General features: G+C 72.9%; 22 protein-coding genes. 13 read left to right on the plus strand and 9 right to left on the minus strand.

Annotation, left to right across the window (positions count from 1 at the left end; translation table 11 throughout):
* Positions 1–44: 44 nt before the first annotated feature.
* Together ACLJPL_RS01525 and ACLJPL_RS01530 are read left to right on the plus strand one after the other, a co-directional pair.
* On the plus strand, positions 45–860 hold the full coding sequence (locus tag ACLJPL_RS01525) for a hypothetical protein (RefSeq protein WP_411078801.1): 816 nt from the start codon (positions 45–47) through the stop codon (positions 858–860).
* 116 nt (positions 861–976) lie between these two features.
* The gene (locus ACLJPL_RS01530) at positions 977–1,987 is read left to right on the plus strand and encodes an LLM class F420-dependent oxidoreductase (RefSeq protein WP_411078802.1); all 1,011 of its coding nucleotides are present in this window, start codon (positions 977–979) and stop codon (positions 1,985–1,987) included.
* Between the two features lie 91 nt (positions 1,988–2,078).
* On the opposite strand, the gene ACLJPL_RS01535 is transcribed toward ACLJPL_RS01530, so the two are convergent.
* Complete coding sequence (locus tag ACLJPL_RS01535) at positions 2,079–2,858, minus strand: maleylpyruvate isomerase family mycothiol-dependent enzyme (RefSeq protein ID WP_411078803.1); 780 nt, start codon at positions 2,856–2,858, stop codon at positions 2,079–2,081.
* Positions 2,859–2,984: 126 nt separating this feature from the next.
* Between ACLJPL_RS01535 and ACLJPL_RS01540 the strand changes: the two genes are divergently transcribed.
* Positions 2,985–3,275, plus strand: coding sequence for a hypothetical protein (locus ACLJPL_RS01540; protein ID WP_411078804.1), 291 nt, complete (start codon positions 2,985–2,987; stop codon positions 3,273–3,275).
* Positions 3,276–3,321: 46 nt separating this feature from the next.
* On the opposite strand, the gene ACLJPL_RS01545 is transcribed toward ACLJPL_RS01540, so the two are convergent.
* The 3 genes from ACLJPL_RS01545 to ACLJPL_RS01555 all read right to left on the minus strand — a co-directional run bounded on the left by ACLJPL_RS01545 (position 3,322) and on the right by ACLJPL_RS01555 (position 6,501).
* Entirely contained in the window at positions 3,322–4,395 is a 1,074-nt protein-coding gene (locus ACLJPL_RS01545) for a prenyltransferase (RefSeq protein WP_411078805.1), read from the minus strand.
* Entirely contained in the window at positions 4,392–5,123 is a 732-nt protein-coding gene (locus ACLJPL_RS01550) for a class I SAM-dependent methyltransferase (protein WP_403905615.1), read from the minus strand. The genes ACLJPL_RS01545 and ACLJPL_RS01550 overlap by 4 nt, the downstream gene beginning before the upstream one ends.
* Before the next feature lie 61 nt (positions 5,124–5,184).
* Positions 5,185–6,501, minus strand: coding sequence for a glycosyltransferase family 4 protein (locus ACLJPL_RS01555; RefSeq protein WP_411078806.1), 1,317 nt, complete (start codon positions 6,499–6,501; stop codon positions 5,185–5,187).
* 348 nt (positions 6,502–6,849) lie between these two features.
* Here ACLJPL_RS01555 and ACLJPL_RS01560 point away from each other — a divergent pair, with 348 nt between their 5' ends.
* Both ACLJPL_RS01560 and ACLJPL_RS01565 read left to right on the plus strand, forming a co-directional pair.
* Positions 6,850–7,461: a TetR family transcriptional regulator gene (locus ACLJPL_RS01560; protein WP_411078807.1), complete on the plus strand. Its 612-nt coding sequence runs from the start codon at positions 6,850–6,852 to the stop codon at positions 7,459–7,461.
* A 268-nt stretch (positions 7,462–7,729) separates the two neighbouring features.
* Positions 7,730–8,353, plus strand: a complete 624-nt coding sequence (locus tag ACLJPL_RS01565; protein ID WP_411078808.1) for a L,D-transpeptidase family protein — start codon at positions 7,730–7,732, stop codon at positions 8,351–8,353.
* A 203-nt stretch (positions 8,354–8,556) separates the two neighbouring features.
* On the opposite strand, the gene ACLJPL_RS01570 is transcribed toward ACLJPL_RS01565, so the two are convergent.
* Together ACLJPL_RS01570 and ACLJPL_RS01575 are read right to left on the minus strand one after the other, a co-directional pair.
* Positions 8,557–8,790: a ferredoxin gene (locus ACLJPL_RS01570; protein WP_411078809.1), complete on the minus strand. Its 234-nt coding sequence runs from the start codon at positions 8,788–8,790 to the stop codon at positions 8,557–8,559.
* Complete coding sequence (locus ACLJPL_RS01575) at positions 8,790–10,259, minus strand: aldehyde dehydrogenase (RefSeq protein WP_411078810.1); 1,470 nt, start codon at positions 10,257–10,259, stop codon at positions 8,790–8,792. The genes ACLJPL_RS01570 and ACLJPL_RS01575 overlap by 1 nt, the downstream gene beginning before the upstream one ends.
* 199 nt (positions 10,260–10,458) lie before the next feature.
* Between ACLJPL_RS01575 and ACLJPL_RS01580 the strand changes: the two genes are divergently transcribed.
* The 6 genes from ACLJPL_RS01580 to ACLJPL_RS01605 all read left to right on the plus strand — a co-directional run bounded on the left by ACLJPL_RS01580 (position 10,459) and on the right by ACLJPL_RS01605 (position 17,769).
* Positions 10,459–11,514 (plus strand): MBL fold metallo-hydrolase, encoded by a 1,056-nt coding sequence (locus ACLJPL_RS01580; RefSeq protein WP_411078811.1) that lies wholly within the window; start codon positions 10,459–10,461, stop codon positions 11,512–11,514.
* Positions 11,515–11,957: 443 nt separating this feature from the next.
* Complete coding sequence (locus tag ACLJPL_RS01585) at positions 11,958–13,208, plus strand: prenyltransferase/squalene oxidase repeat-containing protein (RefSeq protein WP_411078812.1); 1,251 nt, start codon at positions 11,958–11,960, stop codon at positions 13,206–13,208.
* Positions 13,205–13,927, plus strand: coding sequence for an SCO2322 family protein (locus ACLJPL_RS01590; protein WP_411078813.1), 723 nt, complete (start codon positions 13,205–13,207; stop codon positions 13,925–13,927). Before ACLJPL_RS01585 ends, ACLJPL_RS01590 begins: the two co-directional genes overlap by 4 nt.
* Positions 13,924–15,093: an energy-coupling factor transporter transmembrane component T gene (locus tag ACLJPL_RS01595; protein ID WP_411078814.1), complete on the plus strand. Its 1,170-nt coding sequence runs from the start codon at positions 13,924–13,926 to the stop codon at positions 15,091–15,093. Before ACLJPL_RS01590 ends, ACLJPL_RS01595 begins: the two co-directional genes overlap by 4 nt.
* Positions 15,090–16,799: an ABC transporter ATP-binding protein gene (locus ACLJPL_RS01600; protein ID WP_411078815.1), complete on the plus strand. Its 1,710-nt coding sequence runs from the start codon at positions 15,090–15,092 to the stop codon at positions 16,797–16,799. The genes ACLJPL_RS01595 and ACLJPL_RS01600 overlap by 4 nt, the downstream gene beginning before the upstream one ends.
* A 52-nt stretch (positions 16,800–16,851) precedes the next feature.
* Positions 16,852–17,769, plus strand: coding sequence for an ECF transporter S component (locus ACLJPL_RS01605; RefSeq protein ID WP_411078816.1), 918 nt, complete (start codon positions 16,852–16,854; stop codon positions 17,767–17,769).
* 39 nt (positions 17,770–17,808) lie between these two features.
* Here ACLJPL_RS01605 and ACLJPL_RS01610 read toward each other — a convergent pair whose 3' ends face one another.
* A complete protein-coding gene (locus tag ACLJPL_RS01610) occupies positions 17,809–18,987 on the minus strand; it encodes a steroid 3-ketoacyl-CoA thiolase (protein ID WP_411078817.1) in 1,179 nt (392 codons plus the stop codon).
* 316 nt (positions 18,988–19,303) lie between these two features.
* Between ACLJPL_RS01610 and ACLJPL_RS01615 the strand changes: the two genes are divergently transcribed.
* Entirely contained in the window at positions 19,304–20,557 is a 1,254-nt protein-coding gene (locus ACLJPL_RS01615) for a cytochrome P450 (RefSeq protein ID WP_411078818.1), read from the plus strand.
* Between the two features lie 35 nt (positions 20,558–20,592).
* Here the strand turns inward: ACLJPL_RS01615 and ACLJPL_RS01620 are convergent, their stop codons facing one another.
* Entirely contained in the window at positions 20,593–22,782 is a 2,190-nt protein-coding gene (locus tag ACLJPL_RS01620) for a bifunctional glycosyltransferase 87/phosphatase PAP2 family protein (RefSeq protein WP_411078819.1), read from the minus strand.
* A 266-nt stretch (positions 22,783–23,048) separates the two neighbouring features.
* Here ACLJPL_RS01620 and ACLJPL_RS01625 point away from each other — a divergent pair, with 266 nt between their 5' ends.
* Complete coding sequence (locus tag ACLJPL_RS01625; RefSeq protein WP_411078820.1) at positions 23,049–23,537, plus strand: GNAT family N-acetyltransferase; 489 nt, start codon at positions 23,049–23,051, stop codon at positions 23,535–23,537.
* A gap of 80 nt (positions 23,538–23,617) precedes the next feature.
* On the opposite strand, the gene ACLJPL_RS01630 is transcribed toward ACLJPL_RS01625, so the two are convergent.
* On the minus strand, positions 23,618–25,924 hold the full coding sequence (locus tag ACLJPL_RS01630) for a DHA2 family efflux MFS transporter permease subunit (RefSeq protein ID WP_411078821.1): 2,307 nt from the start codon (positions 25,922–25,924) through the stop codon (positions 23,618–23,620).
* Between the last annotated feature and the right edge of the window lie 133 nt (positions 25,925–26,057).

Raw genomic sequence — 26,057 nt, forward strand, 5'->3', positions numbered from 1 at the left:
AGGACCTTCACGTGAATATCCGCTCCCTCACTCGAGGCGACGGCGTGGTGATCGGAGCAGCGGTCGTGCTGTTCATCGCCTCTTTCCTCAGCCTCTACAGCTACGACTGCGGCAGCAACGGCCTGGACTGTTCCCGCCTCAACAGCCCGAACGCCTGGGACCTGCTCGGGCTCCTGATGAGCGTCTACCTCGGTGGCATCATCGGTGCGGCGCTGGTGATCGTCGGCCGTCTGACGCCCGGCCGCAAGGTCGCCGGGCTGGACGTCGGCCAGTTCGGGGTCGCGCTCACCGTCTTCGCCCTGTGGACCGCCTTCTGGACGATCATCGACGGCGGTGACGCCGGCGCGGGCCTGATCCTCGGCCTGCTGGGGACCATCGTGCTCGCCGCCGGCGCGGTCGCGAGCCCGCTGGTGCCCGCGCTCAAGGCCCCGCTCATCGGCGCACCGAGCCCGGCGCAGGCCGTACAGCCGCCGTACGGCGGCCAGCCCGGCCAGGGCTACGGCTACCCCGGCGCGCAGCAGCAGCCCTACGGCGCCCAGCCCAGCCAGGGCTACGGCTACCCGGGCGCGCAGACCGGCCAGCCGGGTCAGACCGACCCCGCTCAGGCGCAGGCCGCCCAGGCCCAGCAGGCCGCCCCGCAGGGCGGCGCGGCTCCGGCGGGCGACTTCACCCCGTTCTGGTTCGCCGTGCCGGTGGCCCGTCCGCTGTACGGCGAGGACGGTGCGCCGAACCCGATCGCCGAGCTGGCGCCGGGCACCTGGTACCTCGCGGTCGAGCAGCGCGGCGAGGGCCTCATCGCCCAGACCCAGGACGGCCGTCGCGGTGTGCTCCAGGACACCACGGGCATCCAGCGCGGCTGACCCGCACCTCACGCGCACAGCGGCCCCTCGCCCTTCCGGGCGGGGGGCCGTTGTCGTACAGTCCTCGCGCACCCCAACCACCTGACGGATCGTCATATACGGCCGGAGGCAACGGAATGCGTCTCGGACTCGCACTCGGATACTGGGGCCGCGGCCCGGACCCCGGCCATCTCGCCCTCGCCCAGGAGGCGGAGCGGCTCGGCTACGACTCGGTGTGGACGGCGGAGGCGTGGGGCTCGGACGCGTTCACCCCGCTGACCTGGATCGCCGCGCACACCTCCCGTATCCGGCTGGGCACGGGCATCGCGCAGATGGCGGCCCGTTCGCCGACCGCGACGGCGATGCACGCGCTGACCCTGGACCACCTCTCGGGCGGCCGGCTGCTCCTCGGCCTCGGCCTGTCCGGCCCGCAGGTGGTGGAGGGGTGGTACGGGCGGCCGTTCCCGAAGAGCCCGCTGACGGCGACCCGCGAGTACGTCGAGGTGATCCGCCAGGTACTGGCCCGCCAGGCTCCCGTGGAGATGGCGGGACGCTTCCACTCCCACCCGTACACCGGCCCGGACGCCACCGGCCTCGGCAGACCGCTGAAGCCGATCACCCACCCGCTGCGGTCCTCGCTCCCCGTACTGCTGGGTGCGGAGGGGCCGAAGAACATCGCCCAGACGACCCGGATCGCGGACGGCTGGCTGCCGCTGTACTGGTCCCCGAGGCGCACCCACGTCTACGAGGACTCGCTCGCCGGGCTCCGGGACGGGTTCATGGTCGCGCCGATGGCCCGGGCCCAGGTCTGCGAGGACGTGGCGGAGGGGCTGTGGCCGGTCAAGGCGATGCTCGGCTTCTACATCGGCGGGATGGGGCACGCTGCCCGCAACTTCCACGCGGACCTGATGGCCCGGATGGGGTTCGAGGAGGAGGCCCGGCGCATCCAGGACCTGTTCCTCCGGGGCCGCAAGGAGGAGGCGGTACGCGCGGTGCCCGACGCGTTCGCCGACGAGATCTCCCTCGTCGGCCCGCGCACCCGGATCGCGGAGAAGCTGGCGGAGTGGCGCAAGGGACCGGTGACGGACCTGCTGGTCACCGCCCGGGACCCGCACACGCTGCGGGTCCTGGCGGAGCTGAACAACTAGGGCCTTTCCGGCGGACCTTGACGGGGTCCGCCGGGGCGGGGTCCGGCAGGCCGGGGTCCGGCAGGCCGGGGTCAGGCGGGCCGGGCACCGCTCAGCCGAAGGACGACCGGTCCAGCCAGAAGTCCAGCAGCTCGGCGTCGCCCAGCACCTCCACCCGCTCGCTGGTGGGGTCGAGCCGGCGGTTGAAGACGAGCATCAGGTCGGTCAACGGGCCGCGCAGGGCGACCGTCGCCTTCCCGTGCGCGTGCCGCCAGGTGAAGCGGTCCCCACCGAACTCGATCAGCCACTCCGCCCCGGGTACGTCGGTGGCGTGCAGGTGCAACGAGCGCCCGCCGCCCCGGAGTTCGGCCGCCTCCGGATCGCCGCCCTCCTGCGCGAAGGAGACGATGCGCAGCCACTCGTCGATGGTGTCGGCGGCCATCTCGGGGGCGAGCGTGTACGGAACCCGCGCGGCGAGCGCCGCGTCCGCCCGGTGCACCGCCGTCTCGTGCGTCATGCGCCGCGCCCAGAACGCGGTACGCCGCTCCCACGCCCATGTCCACACCTCGGCGTCCGGCCCCGCCTCCCGCAACGCGGCGACGGTGGCGGCCGCGCCTTCGGCGAGCCAGGCGTCCAGCGCGGCGGGATCGTCGCCCTCGGGCCCGGCCGCCCCGGGCGCCTTGTCCTCGGGGACGTCGTCGGCGGAACGGGTCCGGACGATCTCCCCGACCCAGCGATGCGCGCCGCCGACGTGCACGGCGAGCTGCCGCAGATTCCAGTCGGGACAGGAAGGGACGGTCGCGGTCAGGTCCGCGCCTTTCACCACCGCGCGCAGGGCATCGGTCTGGGCCAGGATCTCGTCGCAGTAACGGTCGTGAGAAAGAAGCGTCATGCGCGGCACCCTAATCGCGGCGCGGGAGGGGGGCGCATCCTTTTTGTTCCCCGCCTCCCCCACCGAGTCGCAACCCGCCACAGCCCCTCCGGGTTTCACCCTGCGTAAAGCGGCAACCAGAGGTCCATGTCTCCCAGAACCCGTTCAGGCAGCAGTTCAGCGGCGAGGATCATCGCCGTGGTGGCCGACATCCTGGCCTTCATCATCATTCTCTGGATCCTGATGTACCTGCTGGACGCCAACCGGGGCAACGACTTCGTGCAGTGGGTGCACGACGCGGCCACCTGGCTGGCGGGCTGGTCCTACGACCTGTTCACCTTCGACGCGGCGTGGGCGCGGGTCGTGGCCGGATACGGTCTGGCGGCCCTGGTCTATCTATTCATCGGGCACGCGATCGCGGGCCGGGTCCGCCGCTGAGTCGGACCCGTTTCCGGGGCTGAACCGGCCCGCCCCCAGGGCCGGTTCAGCGGCAGCAGTCCGGCTCCAGGCCGACCGGCAGCCGCTCGCCGCCGAAGACCGCGGTGGTCGCCTCGTCCCCCCCGAGCGCGGCCACCGCCAGCAGCAGGGAGCCCGCCGTCCAGGTGGTGAGCTCCTCGGGCCAGAAGGCCCGGTTGCCCTCGAAGACGTACCCCGTCCAGTACAAACCGCCCTCGGCGCGCAGGTGTTGGATGGACTGGAGGATCTCCAGGGCCCGGTCCGACTCCCCCGTCATCCAGAGGGCGAGGGCGAGTTCGCAGCTCTCGCCGCCGGTCACCCAGGGGTTGGGCAGTACGCAGCGCACCCCGAGGCCGGGTACGACGAAGCGGTCCCAGCCCTCCTGGATGCGGGCGGTGGCCTCGGCTCCGGTGATCGCGCCGCCGAGGACCGGGTAGTACCAGTCCATCGAGTAGCGGTCCTTGTCGAGGAAGCGCTCGGGGTGCTCGCGGATCGCGTGGGCCAGCGACCCGGTCGCCAACTCCCAGTCGGGCTGCGGCTCTTCGCGGCGCTCCGCGATGGCCAGCGCACAGCGCAGCGCCTGGTGGACGGAGGAGGAGCCGGTCAGCAGGGCGTCGTGCACCGGTGTGCCGTCCGCCTCCCGCTTCCAGCCGATCTGCCCGCCGGGCTGCTGGAGCCGGAGCACGAACTCGATCGCGGCGAAGACCGTGGGCCACATCCGGTCGACGAACGCGTCGTCGCCGGTGGCGAGGTAGTGGTGCCAGACGCCGACCGCCACGTAGGCGCAGAAGTTGGTCTCACGGCTGAGGTCGGTGGGCTGCCCCGGGTCGCCGTCGTGGTAGGCGGCGTACCAGGAACCGTCCCCGTTCTGGTGGCGGGCCAGCCAGTCGTAGGCGCGCTCGGCGGCCTCGTGCTCGCCGGCCGCGTCCAGCGCCATCGCGGCCTCGGTGTGGTCCCACGGGTCCAGGTGGTGGCCCCGGAACCAGGGCAGCGCCCCGTCCTCGCGCTGTACGGCGGCGAGTGCGGCGACCGTCTCGGCGGCCTCGGCCGCGGTCAGGACCCCGGGCAGGACGAGGTGCTCGGTCTGTTCGGGAGTGCTCACGCCTCGGCCTTCGGAAGGTGCGGCTTGGTGGCGTAGGCGACGAAGCTCTTGCCGACGACCGGGTTGAGGAGCTGCTCGGCGACGCGGGTGGCCAGCGGCTTCTTCATGATGTCCCAGACCAGCAGCTTGTGGTAGGCCCGCACCGGCAGCGCACGGTCGTTGTCCACGCCGAACGCGCACTTCAGCCACCAGTACGGCGAGTGCAGCGCGTGGGCGTGGTGGGTGCCGTACGGCTTGAGCCCGGCCTCGCGGATGCGGGCCAGGAGCTGGTCGGCCTTGTAGATGCGGATGTGGCCGCCCTCGACCTCGTGGTAGGCGTCGGAGAGGGTCCAGCAGACCTTCTCGGGGCCGTAACGCGGGACGGTGATGGCGATCCGGCCGCCCGGCCTGAGCACCCGGACCATCTCGGCGAGGACGCCCTTGTCGTCCGGGATGTGCTCCATGACCTCGGAGATGATCACGACGTCGAAGGAGTCGTCGGGGAACGGCAGGTTGAGCGCGTCGCCCTCCATCGCGGTGGCGGTGGCGCCCTCGGGGGCCTCCCCGGCCTCCTTCATCGCGGCGAACCACTTGGCGACCTCGCGGATCTCCTCCGCGTTCCGGTCGAGGGCGACCACCTGTGCGCCGCGCCGGTAGCACTCGAAGGCATGCCGGCCGGCACCGCAGCCCAGGTCGAGCACTCGGTCGCCTGCGGCGAGCGGGAAGCGGGTGAAGTCGACGGTCAGCACGAGGGCCTGCCTTCGAGGTCGGAGGAATCGGAGGTACGGGTTCCGGGGAGCGGGGCCGCAGTCACCTGCGGGCTCCGCGGGCGGCGATCGCCTGACGGTACAGCTCGGCCGTTCCGGCGGCCGCCCTGGCCCAGGTGAAGCGGGCGAGCACCCGCTCGCGGCCCGCCGCGCCGAGCCGGGCCCGGAGCTCCGGGTCGGCCAGCAGCCGGGCGAGCGCCCCGGCCAGCGCGTCCGCATCGCCGGGCTGCACGGCGAGGCAACTCTCGCCGTCGCGCCCGGAGACCTCGGGGATCGCTCCGCCGGTGGTGGCGACCAGGGGCGTGCCGGTGGCCATCGCCTCGGCGGCGGGCAGCGAGAACCCCTCGTACAGCGACGGCACGCAGGAGACCTGGGCGCTGCGCACGAGGTCGACCAGCTCGGCGTCGCTGATGCCCTTGACGAACTCGACGGCGTCCACGAGCCCGTACCGCTCTATGGCCCGGGCGACCGGCCCGTCCTCCGCGCGCCTGCCGACGACGACGAGGTGGGCGGCGGGGTTCTCCGTCCGGAGCTTGGCGAGCGCTTCCACGAGGTGGACCAGGCCCTTGAGCGGGACGTCGGCGCTGGAGGTGGTGACGATGCGGCCGGGCACCTCGGCGACGGAGGGGTCGGGCGACCACAGGTCGGTGTCCGCGCCGATGTGGACGACGCTGATCCGGTCCGCGCGTACGCCGAGGTCCTCGACGATCTCGTCGCGGGATGAGCCGGAGACGGTGAGGACGGCGGGCAGCTTGCGGGCGACCCGCTTCTGCATCCGGGTGAAGGCGTACCAGCGGCGTACGGAGGCACGCCGACGGCGGCTCGTCGCCGCCTCCAGGTCGAGCCTGCGGTCCACGGTGATGGGGTGGTGGATCGTCGTCACGAGCGGGGCCCCGAGGTCGCCGAGGAGCCCGTATCCGAGGGTCTGGTTGTCGTGGACGACGTCGAACTCGCCGCGCCGGGCCAGGAGATGGCGGCGGGCGCGGAGGCTGAAGGTGAGCGGTTCGGGGAAGCCGCCGGTCCACATGGTGGCGACCTCGGCCAGGTCGATCCAGTCCCGGTACTCGCCCCGCTTCGGCGTGCGGAACGGGTCGGGCTGCCGGTAGAGGTCCAGGCTCGGCAGCTCGGTGAGCGCAACGCCCTCGTCGAGCACCGGGTAGGGCTGCGCGCCGATCACTTCGACGCTGTGGCCCAGCCGCGCGAGCTCGCGGCCGAGGTGGCGGACGTAGACGCCCTGGCCACCGCAGAACGGGTTGCCCTTGTACGTGAGGAGCGCGATGCGCAGCGGCCGGTCGCCGGCCCCGGCGGAGGAGCTGTCGCCGCCCGTGCGGGGGCCCGTCTCTATGGCCTCAGCGGTCACACTCGGCCCCCTTCTGACTGCGTGTTCGCCGGAGCGTAACCGGTCGCGCTAATCTAGAACAAGTTTCAGACTTGATCGTTCAACGTGCATCGAATCTACCGGCAGGTAGCGTCGGCGTGACGGCCGGATCAGGTGATTCGCGCCACGACGGACGCCCTGGCATGCTGTGCGCGCCCGGACGCATCGCTTCGTCTGCCCGGGTGCGGGATCCTTCGCCTCCGGGTACGGGATCAAGGCCACGGATCACGGACCGGGGACCAGGGACCGCGCCTCGCGGATCACGGACCACGGCTCGTGTGACGGGGACGGGGACGGCATGACCACTCACCGATCGCGGATGGGGACAGCATGACCGCGGACGCCAGACCGGCGGCGCCGCCGCTGACCGAGCGGCAGGAGGCCCGTCGCCGCCGCATCCTGCACGCCAGCGCCCAGCTCGCCAGCCGGGGCGGTTTCGAGGCGGTGCAGATGCGTGAGGTGGCCGAGGCGGCCGGGGTCGCGCTGGGCACCCTCTACCGCTACTTCCCCTCCAAGATCCATCTGCTGGTCGCCACCATGCAGGACCAGCTCCAGCACCTGCACACCACGCTCCGCAAGCGACCGCCGGCCGGGGACGACGCGGCGCGGCGGGTCGCGGAGACCCTGATGCGCGCCTTCCGCGCCCTCCAGCGCGAACCGCACCTCGCGGACGCCATGGTCCGCGCCCTGACCTTCGCGGACCGCAGTGTGAGCCCCGAGGTGGACACGGTCTCCCGGCTCACCACGACGATCATCCTGGACGCGATGGGCCTGGAGCACCCGACACCGAAGCAGCTGTCGGCGGTCCGGGTCATCGAGCACACCTGGCACTCGGCGCTGATCACCTGGCTGTCGGGCCGGGCCTCGATCGCCCAGGTGAAGATCGACATCGAGACGGTCTGCCGCCTGATCGACCTGACGGCGGAGCCGGGGCGGGGCTGACGGCGGAACCGGGGCGAGGCGGACGGCGGAGCCGGGGCGAGGCTGACGGCCGTACGGCTCACGGGCGTCCCGTCCCAGGGCCGGGACGTCCCGGCGCGGCTTCTTCGGGAGTGGCGCAGCCGCAGGTCAGGGCGGTCGGCGTCCCGCATATTCCCGTCCCGCCGATTCCCGTGGACGCCGGGCCGGCGGGACGGGCAATGTCTGGGCAGCAGGGGACGGCGTCCAGACCGCGCCGCCCATCAGCCTGAGCAGAACGGGGACTCGCTCCATGAACAGTCAGACCTTGCGCACCCGCTTCGTACCGGCCGCCCTCGCCGTCGCACTGCTGAGCACGGGCGTCACCGTGGCCACCGCCCCGCCCGCCGCCGCGCGGCCCGCCGCCCAGCCGGCCGAAGCGGCGTCGTCGTTCGCCGCCAAGGGCAAGGCGAAGTCGCCCAAGTACTACCTCAAGTTCGTGAAGAACCAGAAGAACCCCAGCGACTCCAGGCTCCACCTGATGCCGGTGGGCAAGAAGAAGGCCGTCGCCACGTGGCGAGCCGGCTCCGGCAACGGCTCGACGAACTCCTGCAAGTCCAACGCGGGTTGGCTCCCCAACGGCTCGTACAAGATCGAGTTCCACAAGGAGAACTACAACAAGAAGATCAAGGGCTACGTCATCAAGCTCCAGGACAAGAAGTGCAGCAAGGGGACCAAGCGCACCGAACTCTTCATCCATAGCGAGATGAAGAAGAACGGCAAGCAGGGCCGCAAGGACGGCAAGGACTCCCCGTACCGCTGGGAGGGCAACCACGACTACAAGTCCGAGGGCTGCATCAAGCTGAAGCCCGCACACATCAAGAGCCTGTTCACCAAGGTCTCCAAGAGCTGGCCCAAGACGCTCAAGGTCGTCTGACCGTCCCCGAAGTCCGGTGCGCCGGAACGCCGTCGCACCGCTCCGCACGCCGACCGGGTCGCACCGGCCGCTTCCGGCGGCCGGTCCGACCGCCGGTCGAAGGCGCCGCAGCTCCCGGATGCGGCGCCTTCGGCCGTGCCGACCGGAAGCGGCGAAAGGACCTCCTGGCGTCCGTGCCGACCGGAATCGGCGAGAACCCTCGTCTACTCCTCCGGCGGGAACACCACCTCACCCGACTCCGCCAGCGTCAGCGTGATCGCCTCCACCGGGCAGCCCTCCGCCGCCGTGAGGATCTGTTCGGCAGCGTCGCGGTCCTCGGCCAGGGGGCGGGACTGGCGGGCGGTGTCCAGGCGGAAGGCGTCCGGGGCGTGGTTCACGCACATGCCGGAGCCGATGCAGAGGGACCGGTCGACCTCCACGTGCCAGCGGTCGCCCATCACGCCTCCCGGTAGCCGGCCGGCAGGTGGATCATCTTGTGCTCGAAGAACTCGCCGTAGCCCTCGGGGCCGAACTCGCGGCCCAGGCCGGAGTTCTTGTAGCCGCCGAACGGGCCGAGCATGTCCAGGCTGAAGGTGTTCACGCTGTACGTGCCGGTGCGGACGCGGCGGGCGACGTCGATGCCGCGTTCGGTGTCCGCCGTCCAGACGCTGCCGCTGAGGCCGTACGGGGAGTCGTCGGCGATGCGGACGGCCTCGGCCTCGTCGCCGTACGGGATCAGGCAGATCACCGGGCCGAAGATCTCCTCGCGGGCGATGCGCATGGAGTTGTCGACCGAGCCGAAGAGCGTCGGCTCCACGTACCAGCCGCGTTCCTGGGCGGGCGGGCGGTTGCCGCCGGTGAGGATCTTGGCGCCCTCCTCCTGGCCCAGGCGGATGTAGTCCAGGGAGCGTTGTTGCTGGCGGCGGGCCACCAGGGGGCCCAGTTCGGTGGTCGGGTCCAGGGGGTCGCCCACGCGCAGGGCTCCGGCCGCCGCCGCGAACGCCTCCGCGATCTCGTCGTAGCGGGAGCGCGGGGCCAGGATGCGCGTCTGGGCCACGCACGCCTGGCCGTTGATCATCCAGGCGAAGGGGACGATGCCCGCGACCGCCGCCTCCAGGTCCGCGTCCGGCAGGATCACCGCCGCCGACTTGCCGCCCAGTTCGAGGGTGACGCGGGTGAGGTTGCGGGAGGCGACCTCCATCACGCGGCGGCCGGCGGCGACCGAGCCGGTGAAGGAGACCTTGTCGACGTCCTTGTGGCCCACCAGGTACTCGCTGACCTCGCGGTCGGCGGGGAGGATGGAGAGGACCCCGGGCGGCAGGCCCGCCTCCGCCGCTATCTCCGCCAACACGTATGCGTCCAGGGGGGTTTCCGGGGAGACCTTCAGGACGGCCGTGCAGCCGGCGAGCAGGGCGGGGGCCAGTTTGGCGGCGGCCGTGAACTGGGGGACGTTCCACGGCACGACGGCCGCCACCACGCCGACCGGTTCGCGGCGCACCAGCAGCGGGCCGAGGACTCCGTCGCGCCGCTCCTCGTAGGGGAACGTACCCGCCACCGTGATCGCCGAGTCCCAGACCATCATCGCGGCGAGCGCCTGCACCATGACGCTCGCGCTGTACGGGGTGCCGTTCTGGGCGCTGATCAGGCGCGCGAACTCCTCGTGGCGTACGGCGAAGGCGTCCTTGATCCGGGTGATCACCGCGATCCGCTCGGCCGGCGTCATCCGGGGCCAAGGGCCCTCGTCGAAGGCGCGGCGGGCGGCGGCGACCGCCCGGTCGACATCGGCCTCGGAGGCGTGCGGCACACGGCCGATGACCTGTTCGGTGTGCGGGGAGATCACCTCGATGACGTCGCCGCCGAGCGGGTCGGTGAACTCCCCGCCGATGAACAGCTGTCCGTGTTCCACCAGCTCGTTGAGTTCCGTCATGGCCGTCGCCTCCCGCGAACCCGCGCACCGTAACTGACTGTTCGTCAGAACTGATACCAGTTCCTGTTCCAGGAGTCCACGGCGCGGACCGTTCCGAGGGCCCGGGAAGACCGAGAAAGCAGTAGACCCGGGCTACCACTGGAACGAGTTCTCGTTACAGTGGGCTCAGCGCACGCCGCCGAGCAGAGATGGGAAGCCCATGACGCAGGTGACGCACTCGACGCAGGTGACCGACCACGGCGGAGGCGTCCACAGCATCAAGGTCCCCATCCCGGACAACGCCCTCGGCCACACCTTGGTCCACCTCGTCGACACCGACCGGGGCCCCGTCCTCGTCGACACCGGCTGGGACGACCCGACCTCCTGGGACACGCTCACGGCCGGGCTCACCGCGCTCGGGACCGACGTCACCCGGATCCACGGCATCGTCATCACGCACCACCACCCCGACCACCACGGGCTCTCCGGCCGGGTCCGCGAGGCGTCCGGGGCCTGGATCGCCATGCACGAGGCGGACACCGCGATCGTCCGGCGCACCCGGGAGGCCGAACCCGGCGCCTGGCTCGACTACCTCACCCGGAAGCTCGCCGCGGTCGGCGCGCCCGAGGAGCACCTCGCCCCGCTGCTCGCCGCCCGTGGCAGCGGCCGGCCGCGCACCCTGCCGGGGCTGCGCGCCGCCCTGCCGGACCGCGAGATCGTGCCGGGCGAACTGCTCGACCTCGCCGGGCGACGGCTGCGGGCCGTCTGGACCCCCGGCCACACCCCCGGCCATGTCTGCCTCCATCTGGAGGAGGACCATCCGGCGAACCTGCCGGGGCACGGGCGGCTGTTCTCCGGGGACCATTTGCTGCCCGGGATCAGCCCGCACATCGGGTTGTACGAGGACCCCGACGACACCGCCGTCACCGATCCCCTGGGGGACTACCTCGCCTCGCTGGAGCGGATCGGGCGGCTGGGCGTGGCCGAGGTGCTGCCCGCGCACCAGCACGCGTTCACCGATGCGGGCGGGCGGGTGGCGGAGCTGCTGGTCCACCACGAGGAGCGGCTCGCCGGGCTGCTCGCCCTGCTCTCCTCGCCGCTGACCCCGTGGGAGCTGGCCGAGCGGATGGAGTGGAACCGGCCCTGGGAGCAGATCCCGCACGGCTCGCGGTCGATCGCCGTCTCCGAGGCCGAATCGCATCTGCGCCGCCTGGTGAAACTCGGCCGCGCGGAGGCGGTGGCGGGCAGCACCCCGGCGGCGTACGTCGCCGTGTGACCGGGGCGGGCGCAGGCCCGCCAGGGGCCGGACGCCCGCACTCCCGCCGGGGGACCCGGTCGCGTACGGAGTCGGCGCTCGCCCTGCTCCCGTACAGCGCCGTCGTGCCCGAGAGCCCCCCGCGCGCTGCTCCCTCCGGACGACGCGAGCGGTCTGCCGCCCCGGGGGCGGACCCTACGGGCCGGTAGAGTGGGCAGGTCGTCATCATGCCCGTACAGGGGGAAGCCGGTGCGAACCCGGCACTGGACCCCAGCCGTGAACCGCCCGCCCGGCGGCAGCCGGAACGCCCTGTCCGCGGAGCGTGAGCGGCCAGGGGACGTGCGATCACAGACCCCAGGGTCACCGGAACCCCGGTGGCCGGCACCGTCGAGGCATACGGGGCCGGAGCCCGGTGCCCCGTGCGCCGGGGAGTTCCGGCCCTCGCAGGAGAGGCCCAGCCCGCCATGACCGTACGCCGCAGCGCAGCCGCGCTCGCGACCACCGCCGTTCTTCTGGGCGCGGCCGCACCCGTCGCTCTCGCCGCGCCGAGCCCTTCCCCCTCGGCCGAGCTGCCGGCCGGGCTCTACGGCACCACGGACCCCACGTACGACGGGGTGTGGCGGCAGTCCCTCGCCTTCCTCGCCCAGAAGACCGAGCAGGTCACACCGGCCACCGAGGCGGTGGACTGGCTGGTCGGGCAGCAGTGCGACAGCGGCGCGTTCACGTCGTACCGGGACGCCTCCAAGCCCTGCGACGCGTCGACCGTGATGGACACCAACGCCACCGCCGCCGCCGTCCAGGCCCTCTACGCGGAGGGCACGCACCGCGAGGCGGCGAACAACGGGGCCGACTGGCTGAAGTCCGTCCAGAACGACGACGGCGGCTGGGGGTACAACCCGGGCAGCCCCAGCGACGCCAACTCCACCGGCGTGGTGGTCGGCGCCCTCGCCGTGACCGGCGTGCCGATCGGCGAGGTCAGCACCGACGACGGCAAGACCCCGTACACCGCGCTCCAGGCCCTGGCCATCCCGTGCGGGAAGAAGGACGGCGGCGCGTTCGCCTACCAGCCCGGCAAGCAGGGCGAGCTCGTCGCCAACGACGACGCGTCGGCCGCCGCCGTGCTCGGACTGCTCGGCAAGGGCATGGCCGTGAACGACGACAACGCGGTGAAGGATCCCGCCTGCCGCGAGGGCGACGACCTCACCGCCGAGGAGAGCGCCCAGAACGGGGCCCACTACCTCGCCGAGACCCTGGCCGCCTCCCCCCACCTCGATCAGCCCCCGATGCCGGGCGCCGAGGACAGCGAGCCGCAGCCCGACTTCGGCAACACGGCGGACGCCGTCGTCGCTCTCGCCGCCTCCGGGCACAAGGACAAGGCCGCCGCCTCGGTGCGGTGGCTGGAGAAGAACGCCACGACCTGGGCGCGGCAGGGCGGGCCCGCCGCCATCGCGCAGCTGGTCCTCGCCGCGCACGCGACGGGCGCGGACGCCCGCGAGTTCGGCGGGGTCGACCTCGTCAGGCAGCTGAACGCGACCGGCCCCGCCCCCGCCGCGACCGCCGTCCCCCAGCCGACGCCGACCGGTGCGCAGCCCACCAGCGGCACCAGCAGCGACGACGGCGGGCTGGGGCTGTGGTGGCTGATCGGCATCGGCCTGGCCTTCGGCGCGGGCGTCGGGTTCCTGCTGAGCATGCGGCGGAAGAAGCAGCAGCCGTGACGCGTAGGCCGGTTCCGGCACGGCCCCGGAATCCCGTCGCCGCTCCCCCGACCACCCTCCTGACCGCTCTCCTCGCCGCCCTTCTCGCCGCGTCGGCGGTCCTGTTCGGCGCGGGCGGCGCCGAGGCCGCCGGGTACCGCTACTGGTCGTTCTGGCTGGGCGACGGCAAGAACTGGGAGTACGCCACCCAGGGCCCCTCCCTCCTGCGCCCCGACGACGGTACGGTCCAGGGCTTCCGGTTCTCCGTCAGCGAGGACTCCGCCGACGCCGACCGGCCGCGCCGCGCCCCCGACTTCGGGGCGATCTGCGCGGGCACCCCGGCGAAGGACGGCTCCAAGCGGGTCGCCCTGGTGATCGACCCGGGTACGACGGCGGACGCCCCGGACGGCGAGAAGCCGCCCGCGCCGCGCACCGCCTGCGCCCAGGTCGCGCCCGACGCCAGCAGCGCGGAGGCGCTCGCGGCGGTGGCGAAGCCGTTGCGGTACGACAGCAGCGCGATGATCTGCGCGATCTCCGGCTATCCGAGGACGGGCTGCGGCGAGCAGGTGTCGGGGGACGGCAGCGACAAGCCGACCGACACCCCCACCGCCTCGGCCCCGGCAGCGGACGACGACGGCGGGGACAGCGGCGGGGGCCCCTCCGCCGGGCTCCTCGTCGGCATCGGGGCCGTCCTGCTGCTGGGCGTCGCCGCCGTGTTCCAGGCCCGCCGGCGCCGATGACGCGCTCCCCCGGCACGGCCCGGCTGCTCCGGCGCGCCCTGCACGCGCCCGAGGCGGGCCGCTCCAACGCGCTGCCCGCCGGGGCGTGGTGGCTGTGGGCGCTGGGGCTGGCCGTCGCCGCGTCCCGCACCACCAACCCGTTGCTGCTCGGGCTGCTGGTGGGGGTGGCGGGGTATGTGGTGGCGGCCCGGCGCACGGACGCGCCGTGGGCCCGCTCGTACGGGGCGTTCATCAAGCTCGGGCTCTTCGTCGTGGCGCTGCGCCTGCTGTTCTCCGTCTTCCTCGGCTCGCAGATCCCCGGCTCGCACACCGTGCTGACGCTCCCCGAAGTGCCGCTGCCGAACTGGGCGCAGGGGGTGCGGATCGGCGGCCGGGTCACGGCGGAGCAGTTGGTCTTCTCCCTCTACGACGGGATGAAGCTGGCCGCCCTGCTGATCTGCGTCGGCGCGGCGAACTCCCTCGCCAACCCGGCCCGGTTGCTGAAGTCGCTGCCCGGTGCGCTGTACGAGGTCGGGGTCGCCGTCGTCGTCGCGATGACGTTCGCGCCCAACATGGTCGCGGACGTGGTGCGGTTGCGCACCGCGCGGCGGCTGCGGGGGCGGCCGACCGGTGGGGTCGGGGCCGTCGCGCAGATCGGACTGCCGGTGCTGGAGGGGGCGTTGGAGCGTTCGGTGGCGGTGGCCGCGTCGATGGACGCGCGCGGTTACGGGCGTACCGCCCAGGTCCCGCCCGCCGTCCGGCACACCACCAACGTGCTCACCCTGGGCGGGCTGCTCGGGGTGTGCGCGGGGACCTACGGGCTGCTGGCCGCCCAAGGGGCCGTGTACGGGCTGCCGTTGCTGCTGGCGGGGCTCGTCGCGGCGATGGCGGGGCTGCGGCTGGGCGGCCGGCGTTCGGTGCGCACCCGCTACCGCCCCGACCGGTGGGGGCCGCGGGCCTGGCTGGTGGCGGGGTCGGGTGCGGTGGTGGCGGCCGCGATGATCTGGGCGGGCTCCGTCGATCCTGGGGCGCTGCACCCCGGAGTCGTACCGCTGACCGCGCCCGTGCTGCCGCTGTGGCCGGCGGCGGTCGTGCTGGTCGGGCTGCTGCCCGCGCTGGTCGCGCCCGTGCCGCCGACAGCGCGGCGCTTCGAAGAACACGACCGTCCCAGCAAGGAGCAGGCGTGATCAGGTTCGAGCAGGTCTCCGTGCGGTACGACGGGACGGACCGGCCCACCCTGTCCGGGGTCGATTTCGCTGTCCCGGAAGGGGAGTTGGTGCTGCTCGTCGGCCCGTCCGGGGTCGGCAAGTCGACGTTGCTGGGTACGGTGTCGGGGCTCGTCCCGCACTTCACGGGCGGGGTGCTCTCGGGCCGGGTCACGGTGGACGGGCGCGACACCCGCACCCATAAGCCGCGTGAACTGGCCGATCTGGTGGGCACGGTGGGGCAGGACCCGTTGGCGCACTTCGTCACGGACACCGTCGAGGACGAACTCGCCTACGGCATGGAGTCGTTGGGCCTGGCCCCGGACGTCATGCGCCGGCGGGTGGAGGAGACGCTCGATCTGCTGGGCCTGGCCGAGCTGCGCGACCGGCCGATCGCGACCCTGTCGGGCGGCCAGCAGCAGCGGGTGGCGATCGGTTCGGTGCTGACCCCGCACCCCAAGGTGCTGGTCCTGGACGAGCCGACGTCCGCGCTGGACCCGGCGGCGGCCGAGGAGGTCCTCGCCGTGCTGCAACGGCTGGTGCACGATCTCGGGACGACCGTGCTGATGGCCGAGCACCGGCTGGAGCGGGTCGTGCAGTACGCGGACCAGGTCGTCCTGCTGCCCGCGCCGGGAGCGGCCCCCGTGATGGGGCCGCCCGCCGGCATCATGGCGATCTCGCCGGTCCGGCCGCCGGTCGCGGAGCTCGGGCTGCTGGCGGGCTGGGACCCGCTGCCGCTCTCGGTGCGGGACGCCCGGCGCGGGGCGGGCGGGCTGCGGGCCCGGCTGGCGGAGACCTCACCGCCCGCGCCGCCGGAGCTTTCGGTGAACGTGTCCGTCGCGCCCGCGCCCGTCTCCCCCGGCCCCGGTCCCGGGCGGATCGCCCGGCTCCTGGGTCGTACGAGGACCGTCGAAGCCCCCGCCGCCGACCCCGTCACCCGGGTCGAGAACCTGGGCGTGCGGCGCGGCCGGATCGAGGCGTTGCGGCGGGTGACGCTCACGGTGGCCCCGGGCGAGACGGTGGCGCTGATGGGCCGCAACGGGGCCGGCAAGTCCACGCTGCTCGGCGCGCTCGTCGGCATGGTCGAGCCCGCCTCCGGCACCGTGCGCGTCGGCGGACTGGCCCCGGCCCTCACCGATCCGCGCGCCATGATCCGCCGGGTCGGCCTCGTCCCGCAGGAGCCGCGCGACCTGCTGTACGCGGACACGGTGGCCGCCGAGTGCGCCGCCGCCGACCGGGACGCGGGCGCGGCGGAAGGCGCCTGCCGGGCCCTGGTCTCCGAACTGCTGCCGGGCGTCGGGGACGCGACCCACCCGCGCGACCTCTCCGAGGGGCAGCGGCTCGCCCTGGCCCTCGCCCTGGTGCTCACGGCCCGCCCGCCGCTGTTGCTGCTGGACGAGCCGACCCGGGGCCTGGACTACGCGGCCAAGGGGCGGCTCGTCGGCGTACTGCGGTCGCTGGCGGCCGAGGGCCACGCGATCGTCCTGGCCACGCACGACGTGGAGCTGGCGGCGGAGCTGGCCCACCGGGTGGTGATCCTCGCGGACGGGGAGGTCGTCGCGGACGGCCCGACCGGGCGGGTGGTGGTCTCCTCCCCCGCCTTCGCCCCCCAGACGGCGAAGATCCTGGCCCCGCAGGAGTGGCTGACCGTCTCCCAGGTGCGCGGCGCACTGGAGGCGGGCGCGTGAGCGGCGGCGGAGCGGGCGTACGGGTGCGGGGCACGGGGCGGGAGGCGGACCGATGAGCGACGCGACGGCGGTACGGGGGCGGGCCCCCCGGCCCGTGCGGCTCGGGCCGAAGTCGGTCGCCGCGCTGGTGCTGGTCAGCGCGGTCGGCGTGGTCGCCTTCGGGTGGCCGCTGCTGGCCGGAGCCGACTCCGGGCTCGCGCACGCGCAGGACGCGCCGTGGCTGTTCGCGGCGCTGCTGCCGCTGCTGGTCGCGGTGGTGGTGGCGACGATCTCGGAGTCCGGGATGGACGCCAAGGCCGTGGCGATGCTCGGCGTGCTGGCGGCGGTGGGGGCCGCGCTGCGCCCGCTGGGGGCGGGCACGGCGGGCCTGGAGCCGATGTTCTTCCTGATGGTGCTGAGCGGCCGGGTGCTGGGCCCCGGCTTCGGCTTCGTGCTCGGCTCGGTGACGATGTTCGCGTCCGCCCTGCTCACGGGCGGGGTGGGGCCGTGGATGCCGTTCCAGATGCTGTCGATGGGCTGGTTCACGATGGGCGCGGGCCTGCTGCCGGGCGCGGACCGGCTGCGCGGGCGGGCGGAGTTGGCGATGCTGGCCGTCTACGGGTCCGTGGCGGCGTTCGCGTACGGCACGATCATGAATCTGTACGGCTGGACCATCATCCCCGGTCTCGGCTCGGGCATCTCGTTCGTGGCGGGCGACCCGCTCCACGAGAACCTGGTGCGCTTCCTCGCCTACTGCGCGGCGACCTCGCTCGGCTGGGACCTGGGGCGGGCGGTGCTCACGGTCGCCCTGACGCTGACGATCGGCCCGACCCTGCTGAAGGCCCTGCGCCGGGCGACCCGGCGGGCGGCGTTCGACGCGCGGGTGGGGTTCGAGGGGCGGACGGGGTTCGAGGGGCGGGCGGGGGTCGAGGGGCAGGCGGAGGTCGACGGGCGGGCGAGGGTCGACGGGCACGGGAAGCCCGAGGGGTGAACGGCCCCCTGGGCTCCGGGAGAGCAGGCCGCCGTGCGGCTACAGCCGCTGGATGATCGTCCCCGTGGCCAGCGCCCCGCCCGCGCACATCGTGATGAGCGCGAACTCCTTGTCGCGGCGCTCCAGTTCGTGCAGGGCCGTGGTGATCAGGCGGGCGCCCGTCGCGCCGACCGGGTGGCCGAGGGCGATCGCGCCGCCGTTGACGTTGACCTTCTCCAGGCCGTCGAGGTCCGCCTCGAACTCCTGGGCCCAGCTCAGCACCACCGACGCGAACGCCTCGTTGATCTCGACCAGGTCGATGTCCTTCAGCGACATGCCCGCCTTGCCGAGCACCGCCCGGGTGGCGTCCACGGGGCCGTCCAGGTGGAAGTGCGGGTCGGAGCCGACCAGCGCCTGGGCCACGATCCGGGCCCGGGGCCTGAGCTTGAGGGCCCGGGCCATCCGTTTGGAGGCCCACATGAGGGCGCAGGCGCCGTCGGATATCTGGGAGGAGTTGCCGGCGGTGTGGATCGCGCTCGGCATGACCGCTTTCAGCCCGGCGAGCGCCTCCATCGAGGTGTCCCGCAGCCCTTCGTCCCGGTCGACGAGCCGCCACATGCCCTGGCCCGCCGCCTGCTCCTCCTCGGTGGTGGGGACCTGGACGGCGTACGTCTCGCGCTTGAAGCGCTCCTCGGCCCAGGCGGCGGCCGCCCGCTGCTGCGAGAGCAGGCCGAGCGCGTCGACCTTCTCGCGGGTCAGGCCGCGTTTGCGGGCGATGCGCTCGGCGGCCTCGAACTGGTTGGGCAGGTCGACGTTCCACTCGTCGGGCCAGGGCTTGCCCGGCCCGTGTTTGGAGCCGCTGCCCAGCGGCACCCGCGACATCGCCTCGACGCCGCAGCTGATGCCCACGTCGATGACTCCGGCGGCGACCATGTTGGCGACCATGTGCGCGGCCTGTTGCGAGGAACCGCACTGACAGTCCACGGTGCTGGCGGCGGTCTCGTACGGCAGGCCCACGGCCAGCCAGGCGTTGCGGGCCGGGTTCATGGACTGCTCCCCGGCGTGGGTGACGGTGCCGCCGACGATCTGCTCGACGCAGTCGGCCTGGATGCCGGTGCGGCCGAGGAGTTCACGGTAGGTCTCGCCCAGCAGGTAGGCCGGGTGCAGATTGGCGAGCGCGCCTCCACGCTTGCCGATGGGGGTGCGTACGGCTTCGACGATGACGGGTTCCGCGGCCATGAGCTCGTCCTCTCCTCGCACTTCCGCTGGGGGCGTCCCGGCGCCCATGGAAGTAACTAGTACGCGTTCTAGTTCTGCAAGCAGTCTCGTGACGCGGGCCCGCCCGCGCAAGGGGCGTGCACCCACCGCGTACCCCCCTTGCGCGCGCCCCTGCTTCGGGGAGGGCGGCTGCGCGGGCCGGTCGCGGGGAACGGATCCGGCCAGGACTCTTGCGACTTGTAGAACTCGTTACTACCTTGCGGGCAGTTTCTGATGGAGCATCAGAAACTGCGACTGCCTGACGGTTCGCCGCCAGATCCGGAGTGGAGAGGTGCCCATGCGCTGCCCCCATCTGCCAGACGGGTTCGACTTCACCGACCCCGACCTCCTCCAGTCCCGCGTCCCACTCCCGGAGTTCGCCCTGATGCGGCAGACCGCGCCGGTCTGGTGGTGCGCCCAGCCCACCAACATCTCCGGCTTCGGCGACGAGGGGTACTGGGCCGTCACCCGCCACGCGGACGTCAAGTACGTCTCCACGCACCCCGAGTTGTTCTCCTCGAACACCAACACCGCCGTCATCCGCTTCAACGAGACGATCAGCCGCGACCAGATCGAGGTCCAGAAGCTCATCATGCTCAACATGGACCCGCCGGAGCACACCCGGGTCCGCCAGATCGTCCAGCGCGGCTTCACCCCGCGCGCGGTGCGCTCGCTGGAGCAGGCGCTGCGGGCGAGGGCCCGCTCCATCGTGGAGAGCGCCCACGCCTCGGCCGACGCGGACGGGTCCTTCGACTTCGTCACGAACATCGCGGTGGAGCTCCCGCTCCAGGCGATCGCCGAACTCATCGGCGTACCGCAGGAGGACCGGGCGAAGATCTTCGACTGGTCCAACAAGATGGCCGCGTACGACGATCCCGAGTACGCGATCACCGAGGAGGTCGGGGCCGAGGCGGCGATGGAGATCGTGGCGTACTCGATGAACCTGGCGGCGGCCCGCAAGGAGTGCCCGGCGCAGGACATCGTCTCCCAGCTCGTCGCGGCGGAGGGTGAGGGGAACCTGTCCTCCGACGAGTTCGGGTTCTTCGTGATCCTGCTCGCGGTGGCCGGCAACGAGACCACCCGTAACGCCATCAGCCACGGCATGCACGCCTTCCTCACCCACCCCGAGCAGTGGGAGCTCTACAAGCGGGAGCGCCCGAGGACGACGGCCGAGGAGATCGTGCGCTGGGCGACCCCGGTGGTCTCCTTCCAGCGGACCGCCACCCAGGACCTGGAGCTGGGCGGTCAGCGGATCAGGGAGGGCGAGCGGGTCGGGCTGTTCTACTCCTCCGCCAACAACGACCCCGAGGTGTTCGACTCCCCCGGGGCCTTCGACATCACCCGCGACCCCAACCCGCACCTGGGCTTCGGGGGCGGCGGCCCGCACTTCTGCCTGGGCAAGTCGCTGGCCGTGATGGAGATCGACCTGATCTTCAACGCCATCGCGGACGTGCTGCCCGATCTGCGGCTCCTGGAGGACCCGCGGCGGCTGCGGTCGGCGTGGCTCAACGGCATCAAGCAGCTTCAGGTGAGCACGTCCGCGGTCGCCTGACGCCGGCCGCCTCCCGCCATGTCGCAGGGGCGCCGCTACTGCTTGCCGCCCACCTTCTCGGCCACCGCGGCCTCGGCCACCTCGGCGGTCTCGACGGCGGGCACGGACCGGGCGGCCGGCACGGCGGGCCGCCCGCCCCCGGGCTCCGCCGCCCGCTCCGGACGGCCGGTCACCGGCTCCGGGCATCCGGTCGCCCGCTCCAGGCGCTCGCCGGCCGGCCCCTGATTCTCGGCAGCCGGCCCCGTCGCCAACTTCCTCGGCCCCGACAGCAGATACGTCAGCCCGAAGCCCATCGCGACGACCAGTCCGCCGCCGGCCGCGTCCAGCACCCAGTGGTTGGCGGTGGCCACGATCGCGGCGATCGTGAAGAGCGGGTGCAGCAGGCCGAGCGCCTTCATCCACATCTTCGGGGCCAGCATCACGATCACCACACCGCACCACAGCGACCAGCCGAAGTGCAGTGACGGCATCGCCGCGTACTGGTTGGTGACCGTGGTCAGCGTCCCGAAGTCGGGCCGGGAGAAGTCCTGCACCCCGTTGATGGTGTCGACGAAGCCGAGGCCGGGCATGAGCCGGGGCGGGGCCAGCGGGTAGAGCCAGAACCCGACGAGCGCCAGCAGCGTGGCGAAGCCGATGGAGGAGCGGACCCAGCGGTAGTCGGCGGGGCGGCGCGCGTAGAGCACGCCGAGGATCGCCAGCGGGATGATGAAGTGGAAGGTCTGGTAGTAGTAATCGAAGAACTCCCGCAGCCAGGTGATCTGCACGACCGTGTGGTTGACCCAGAGCTCGATGTCGATGTGCAGCCACTGCTCGATGGCGTGGATCTGCCGGCCGTGCTCCTCCGCGACGGGCCGGCCGGCGGTGGCGGCCAGGCGGACCTGGGAGTACGCGGAGTAGACGACCCGGATGAGCAGGAGTTCCAGCAGGAGGTTGGGGCGGCTGAGCACCCGGCGCCAGAACGGCAGGAGCGGCACGCGTCCGAAGCGCGCGGCCACCGGTCTCGCGTAGTCGGTGGGGATCGGCTGCCGCCAGTACGGCGAGGTGCGCGGCAGGAACGGGGCGACGCAGGCGGCGGCGAGCGCCACGAGGAGCAGCGCGTTGTCCCGTACGGGAGCGAGCAGCGCGCCGTCCGGCAGCAGCATCCTGCCGGGGAGCGTGACGACGAGCACCACGACGGCCGGCCAGACCAGCCGGTCGGAGGCCCGCTTGCCGACCCTGCCGACGACCGCGAGGAGCACCCACAGCAGCTGGTGCTGCCAGGCCGTGGGCGAGACGGCCACGACGACGCAGCCGGTCACGGCGACGGCCAGGAGCAGTTGCCCGTCCTGGGCGTAGCGGACCGCGCGCCGCACGCCGACGACGGCGACCCCGGCGGCCAGCACGAGGAACAGGGCGATCTCCGCGGGCCCCTCGAAGCCGAGGCGGAGCAGTGCGCCGTGCAGGGACTGGTTGGCCAGGCTGTCCGGCCGCTCGCCGAGCCCGGCGCCCACGGCATGGTGCAGCCAGTACGTCCACGAGTCCTTCGGCGCCACCGCCCAGGCGGCGACCGTGCAGAGGGCGAAGGCCGCGCCCGCGGTCGCCGAGGCCCGTCGCCTGCCGGTCAGCCAGAGCAGCGCGGCGAACAGCAGGAGCGCCGGTTGCAGAGCCGCCGCGAGGCCGACGAGGACGCCCTGCAACCGGTGGTCGCGGGCCGCGAAGCAGGCCAGGAGCACCAGCAGGACCGGCAGGATGCTGGTCTGGCCCAGGTGCAGGGTGTTGCGGACCGGGAGCGACAGCATGAGCAGGCTGATCGCCACGGGGACCGCGAGCAGCGCCGTACGCCGGCCGACCGGCGCGGGCAGGGCGCGGGCCGCGACGACGCCGAGGGCGACGACGAGCAGCAGGGACCCGAACGTCCAGGCGACGCCCAGGGACTGCTGGGCCGAAGCGGCGAGGGGCTTCAGCACCAGTCCCGCGAAGGGGGTCCCGGTGAACCGGCCGCTCTCGTACAGCGAGCCCGTCACGTGCAGAACGCCGTTCTCCCCGATCCAGGTCTCCAGATCGGTGAGCCGTTCACCGGGCGGCTGCCTCAGCACCACCGTCATCTGCCGTGCCGCCAGCACGGCCACGACCAGCCAGAGCAGGGCCCGGGTCAGCCGGGTCCTGCTCTCCGCGTCCGTCGCCACGTCACCGCGCACACTGTGATCCGCATTCGCCACGCCGCGCCGCCCCTCCCACCGTTCCATGCGCCGCCCCTTCGAGTGAGGGCAGTGCCGGGTGAAGCCTCGCATTGCCCTAGGGGGTAGACACAATCAACCCCCTCTTTGCCTGACTGTCATCCCGGGTGATCCGGGGTGGGGCGTCGGTCGGTGGACGGTCGCGTGTCCGTGGGACATCGGTCGGTGGACGGTCGCGTGTCCGTGGGACATCGGTCGGGCGTCGGTCGGGCCGCTGTCCCCGCCCGCGCGGAATCACGTCGACCTTCGGTCGCGCGGGAGCGAGAATGCCCCGCATGACCTGGACCGTCACCGCCGAACGATTCGACTCGCCCGACGCCGCGACGCTGCGCCGCGACTACTACGACGAGGTCGCCGGCCGCTACTGGCAGCGGCCCGCCACCGACGCGGAGATAGCCGAGGGACTGGCCGACGACGGCGCCGACCTGCTGCTGCCGCCGACCGGCCAGTTCGTCGTCGGCCGCCACGAGGGCAAGGCGGCGAGCTGCGCCGGGCTGGTGCTCACCGAGGGGAGCGCGCCAGGTTCGGCGGAGCTGACCCGGGTGTACGTGCGCCCGGCGTTCCGGGGCACGGGCGGCGGCGGGCTGCTGCTGGCCGCGATCGAGGAGGAGGCGCGGGCGCTCGGGGTGCGGCTGCTCCGGCTGGACACCCGTCTCGACCTGGTCGAGGCGCGCGGGCTGTACGCGAAGCACGGCTACGCGGCGGTGCCCGCCTTCCACCGCCGCAACCCGTACGCGGAGGTCTGGTTCGCCAAGGAGCTGTGAGGCGGGCGGGGGGGGCTGGGGTCCGGGGGGGAGTGGGAGGTGTCAGGGCCGGGGGTGCCGGGCGGGGGTCCGGGCCGGTGTCAGGGCCGGGGGTCCGGGGGGTCGCCGAGGTTCCGGCCGGGGTGGTCCCGGTCGGGACGGCTCAGGTCGTCGGGGTGGCTCAGGTCGTCCGGACGGCTCCGGTGGTCGGGACGGCTCAGGTCGCCCTGACGGCTCAGGTCATCGGGACGGCTCAGGTCATCAGGACGGCTCAGGTCATCGGGACGGCTGAGGTCGTCCTGGCGGCCTCGGTGGTGCCGGTGCCGGTGCCGGTCCAGGTCGCGGTGGTCGAGGTCGTGGTGCCAGTCCGCCGCGTGGTCGCGGGGCGGGGCCGGCATATGGGGGCGCTCCTTGCTCGACCCGCTGACCTCATGGGTCAGCTCGGCGACGAGCTTGACCAGGTCGGTGGGGCGCTCGGGTCCCCACCAGTCGCCCAGCAGTTCGGCGAGGGAGTCCTCCCGGGCCTGCGAGAGCCGCACGACGGCTTCGGCCCCTTCGTCGGTGAGGATCATCTGGAGCCCCTCGCGGCGGGCCAGTCCGCGCCCCTCCACCTGCCGGGCCGCCTCGGTGATCACCCGTAGCGGTACGGGGGCCACCTCCGCGAGCCGGGCGGGCTCCACGGTGCCGTGCCGCTTGATCCGCAGCAGCAGCCAGCTGGCGGCGGGCAGCAGGTCGTACCCCGCCCGCGCGGTGATCTTCTCGTAGATCTCCCGGCGGCCCTCCCGGGTGGCGAGCACCGAAAGGGCGCGGGCGCACTCGTCGTAGGAGGAGCGCTCCACCGGGTTCGAGGCGAGCGTCTGGCTGGTGTCGGGCGCGGTCACCGAGCCCCGGAGCTTGTCCTCCCTGAGGAACCAGGTCAGCACGAAGGCGACCAGGACGACGGGGGCTGCGTACAGGAAGACGTCCGTGATGGACGTGGAGTACGCGTCGAGGATCGAGGGCCGCAGGTCGGCGGGGAGCATCTGGATGGCCCGGGGGTCGGCCGCCAGCCGGTCGGCGTCGACGCCCGGTGGCAGGGTGCGGCCCGCGAGCGCGCTGTCGAGCTGGCCGGTGAGCCGGTTGGTGAAGACGGTGCCGAAGATGGCCACGCCGAACGACGCGCCGATGGAGCGGAAGAACGTCGCGCCGGAGGTGGCGACGCCGAGGTCCTGGTACGAGACCGCGTTCTGCACCACGAGGACGAGCACCTGCATGACGAGGCCGAGCCCGGCCCCGAAGACGAAGAACGAGGCGCTCATCTGCCAGGTGGAGCTGGACTCGTCGAGCCGGTGGAGGAGCAGGAGCCCGGCGGCGGTCAGGGCAGTGCCGGTGACGGGGAAGACCTTCCAGCGGCCGGTGCGGCTGACGAGCTGGCCGGAGCCGGTCGAGGTGAGGAGCATGCCGAGGACCATCGGCAGCATGTGGACGCCGGACATGGTCGGCGTGATGTCGTGGACCACCTGGAGGAACGTGGGCAGATAGGTCATCGCGCCGAACATCGCGAAGCCGACGACGAAGCTGATCACGGCGACGAGGCTGAAGGTCCTGATCCGGAAGAGTTTCAGCGGCAGCACCGGTTCCACCGCCCGCCGCTCCGCCGCGACGAACGCGACCAGCAGCACGGCGGCCAGCACCGCGAGCGCGATGATCTGCGCCGAAGCCCAGGCCCAGGTCGTGCCGCCGAGGGAGGCGACGAGGATCAGGCAGGTGGCGACGGCGGCGATGAGCAAGGTGCCGAGGTAGTCGATCGTGTGCTTCTCGCGGTGGACCGGGATGTGCAGCACGGCCGCGATGACGAGCAGCGCGACGACGCCGATCGGCAGGTTGATGTAGAACACCCAGCGCCAGCTGAGGGATTCGGTGAAGAACCCGCCGAGCAGCGGCCCGAGCACGCTCGTCACCCCGAAGACCGCGCCGAACAGGCCCTGGTACTTGCCGCGTTCGCGCGGGGTGACGATGTCGCCGACGATCGCCATCGAGAGCACCATGAGCCCGCCGCCGCCGAGCCCCTGGAGAGCGCGGAAGCCGATGAGCTGGGGCATGTTCTGGGCGAGACCGCAGAGGACGGAGCCGATCAGGAAGATGACGATCGCGGTCTGGAACAGCTTCTTGCGGCCGTACTGGTCGCCGAGCTTGCCCCAGAGCGGTGTCGCGGCCGTCGCCGCCAGCAGATAGGCGGTGACCACCCAGGACAGGTGGTCCATGCCGCCGAGCTCGCTGACGATGGTCGGCAGCGCCGTGGAGACGATGGTCTGATCGAGTGCGGCGAGCAGCATGCCGAGGAGCAGTGCGCCGATCGCCACCAGAACGGTTCGGCGGGACTGTCCCTCGCCGGGGGCCATGGGCGGCGGGCTCAGCTGCTGGGCCATGGACATCTCCTCGATCCGCTGATCCACTACACCCCCATCCTGGCCGTTCTGCCCTGTTATGGCCTGCCGAGCGTGGTATGCGGCCCCCTGCGCGCCGCCCAGGGGCATTGGGCTTCGCCGGAGGGGGCTGCAT

The sequence above is a fragment of the Streptomyces sp. cmx-18-6 genome (genome assembly GCF_046548915.1).
GTDB lineage: Bacteria > Actinomycetota > Actinomycetes > Streptomycetales > Streptomycetaceae > Streptomyces.

Bases quoted from the DNA above. Each gene is read 5' to 3' on its own strand.
- ACLJPL_RS01540 (WP_411078804.1), top strand. From the start codon at position 2,985: ATGTCTCCCAGAACCCGTTCAGGCAGCAGTTCAGCGGCGAGGATCATC.
- ACLJPL_RS01615 (WP_411078818.1), top strand. From the start codon at position 19,304: ATGCGCTGCCCCCATCTGCCAGACGGGTTCGACTTCACCGACCCCGAC.
- ACLJPL_RS01630 (WP_411078821.1), bottom strand. From the start codon at position 25,924: ATGGCCCAGCAGCTGAGCCCGCCGCCCATGGCCCCCGGCGAGGGACAG.
- ACLJPL_RS01560 (WP_411078807.1), top strand. From the start codon at position 6,850: ATGACCGCGGACGCCAGACCGGCGGCGCCGCCGCTGACCGAGCGGCAG.
- ACLJPL_RS01595 (WP_411078814.1), top strand. From the start codon at position 13,924: ATGACGCGCTCCCCCGGCACGGCCCGGCTGCTCCGGCGCGCCCTGCAC.
- ACLJPL_RS01565 (WP_411078808.1), top strand. From the start codon at position 7,730: ATGAACAGTCAGACCTTGCGCACCCGCTTCGTACCGGCCGCCCTCGCC.
- ACLJPL_RS01530 (WP_411078802.1), top strand. From the start codon at position 977: ATGCGTCTCGGACTCGCACTCGGATACTGGGGCCGCGGCCCGGACCCC.
- ACLJPL_RS01570 (WP_411078809.1), bottom strand. From the start codon at position 8,790: ATGGGCGACCGCTGGCACGTGGAGGTCGACCGGTCCCTCTGCATCGGC.
- ACLJPL_RS01535 (WP_411078803.1), bottom strand. From the start codon at position 2,858: ATGACGCTTCTTTCTCACGACCGTTACTGCGACGAGATCCTGGCCCAG.
- ACLJPL_RS01575 (WP_411078810.1), bottom strand. From the start codon at position 10,259: ATGACGGAACTCAACGAGCTGGTGGAACACGGACAGCTGTTCATCGGC.
- ACLJPL_RS01610 (WP_411078817.1), bottom strand. From the start codon at position 18,987: ATGGCCGCGGAACCCGTCATCGTCGAAGCCGTACGCACCCCCATCGGC.
- ACLJPL_RS01605 (WP_411078816.1), top strand. From the start codon at position 16,852: ATGAGCGACGCGACGGCGGTACGGGGGCGGGCCCCCCGGCCCGTGCGG.
- ACLJPL_RS01585 (WP_411078812.1), top strand. From the start codon at position 11,958: ATGACCGTACGCCGCAGCGCAGCCGCGCTCGCGACCACCGCCGTTCTT.
- ACLJPL_RS01625 (WP_411078820.1), top strand. From the start codon at position 23,049: ATGACCTGGACCGTCACCGCCGAACGATTCGACTCGCCCGACGCCGCG.
- ACLJPL_RS01620 (WP_411078819.1), bottom strand. From the start codon at position 22,782: ATGGAACGGTGGGAGGGGCGGCGCGGCGTGGCGAATGCGGATCACAGT.
- ACLJPL_RS01580 (WP_411078811.1), top strand. From the start codon at position 10,459: ATGACGCAGGTGACGCACTCGACGCAGGTGACCGACCACGGCGGAGGC.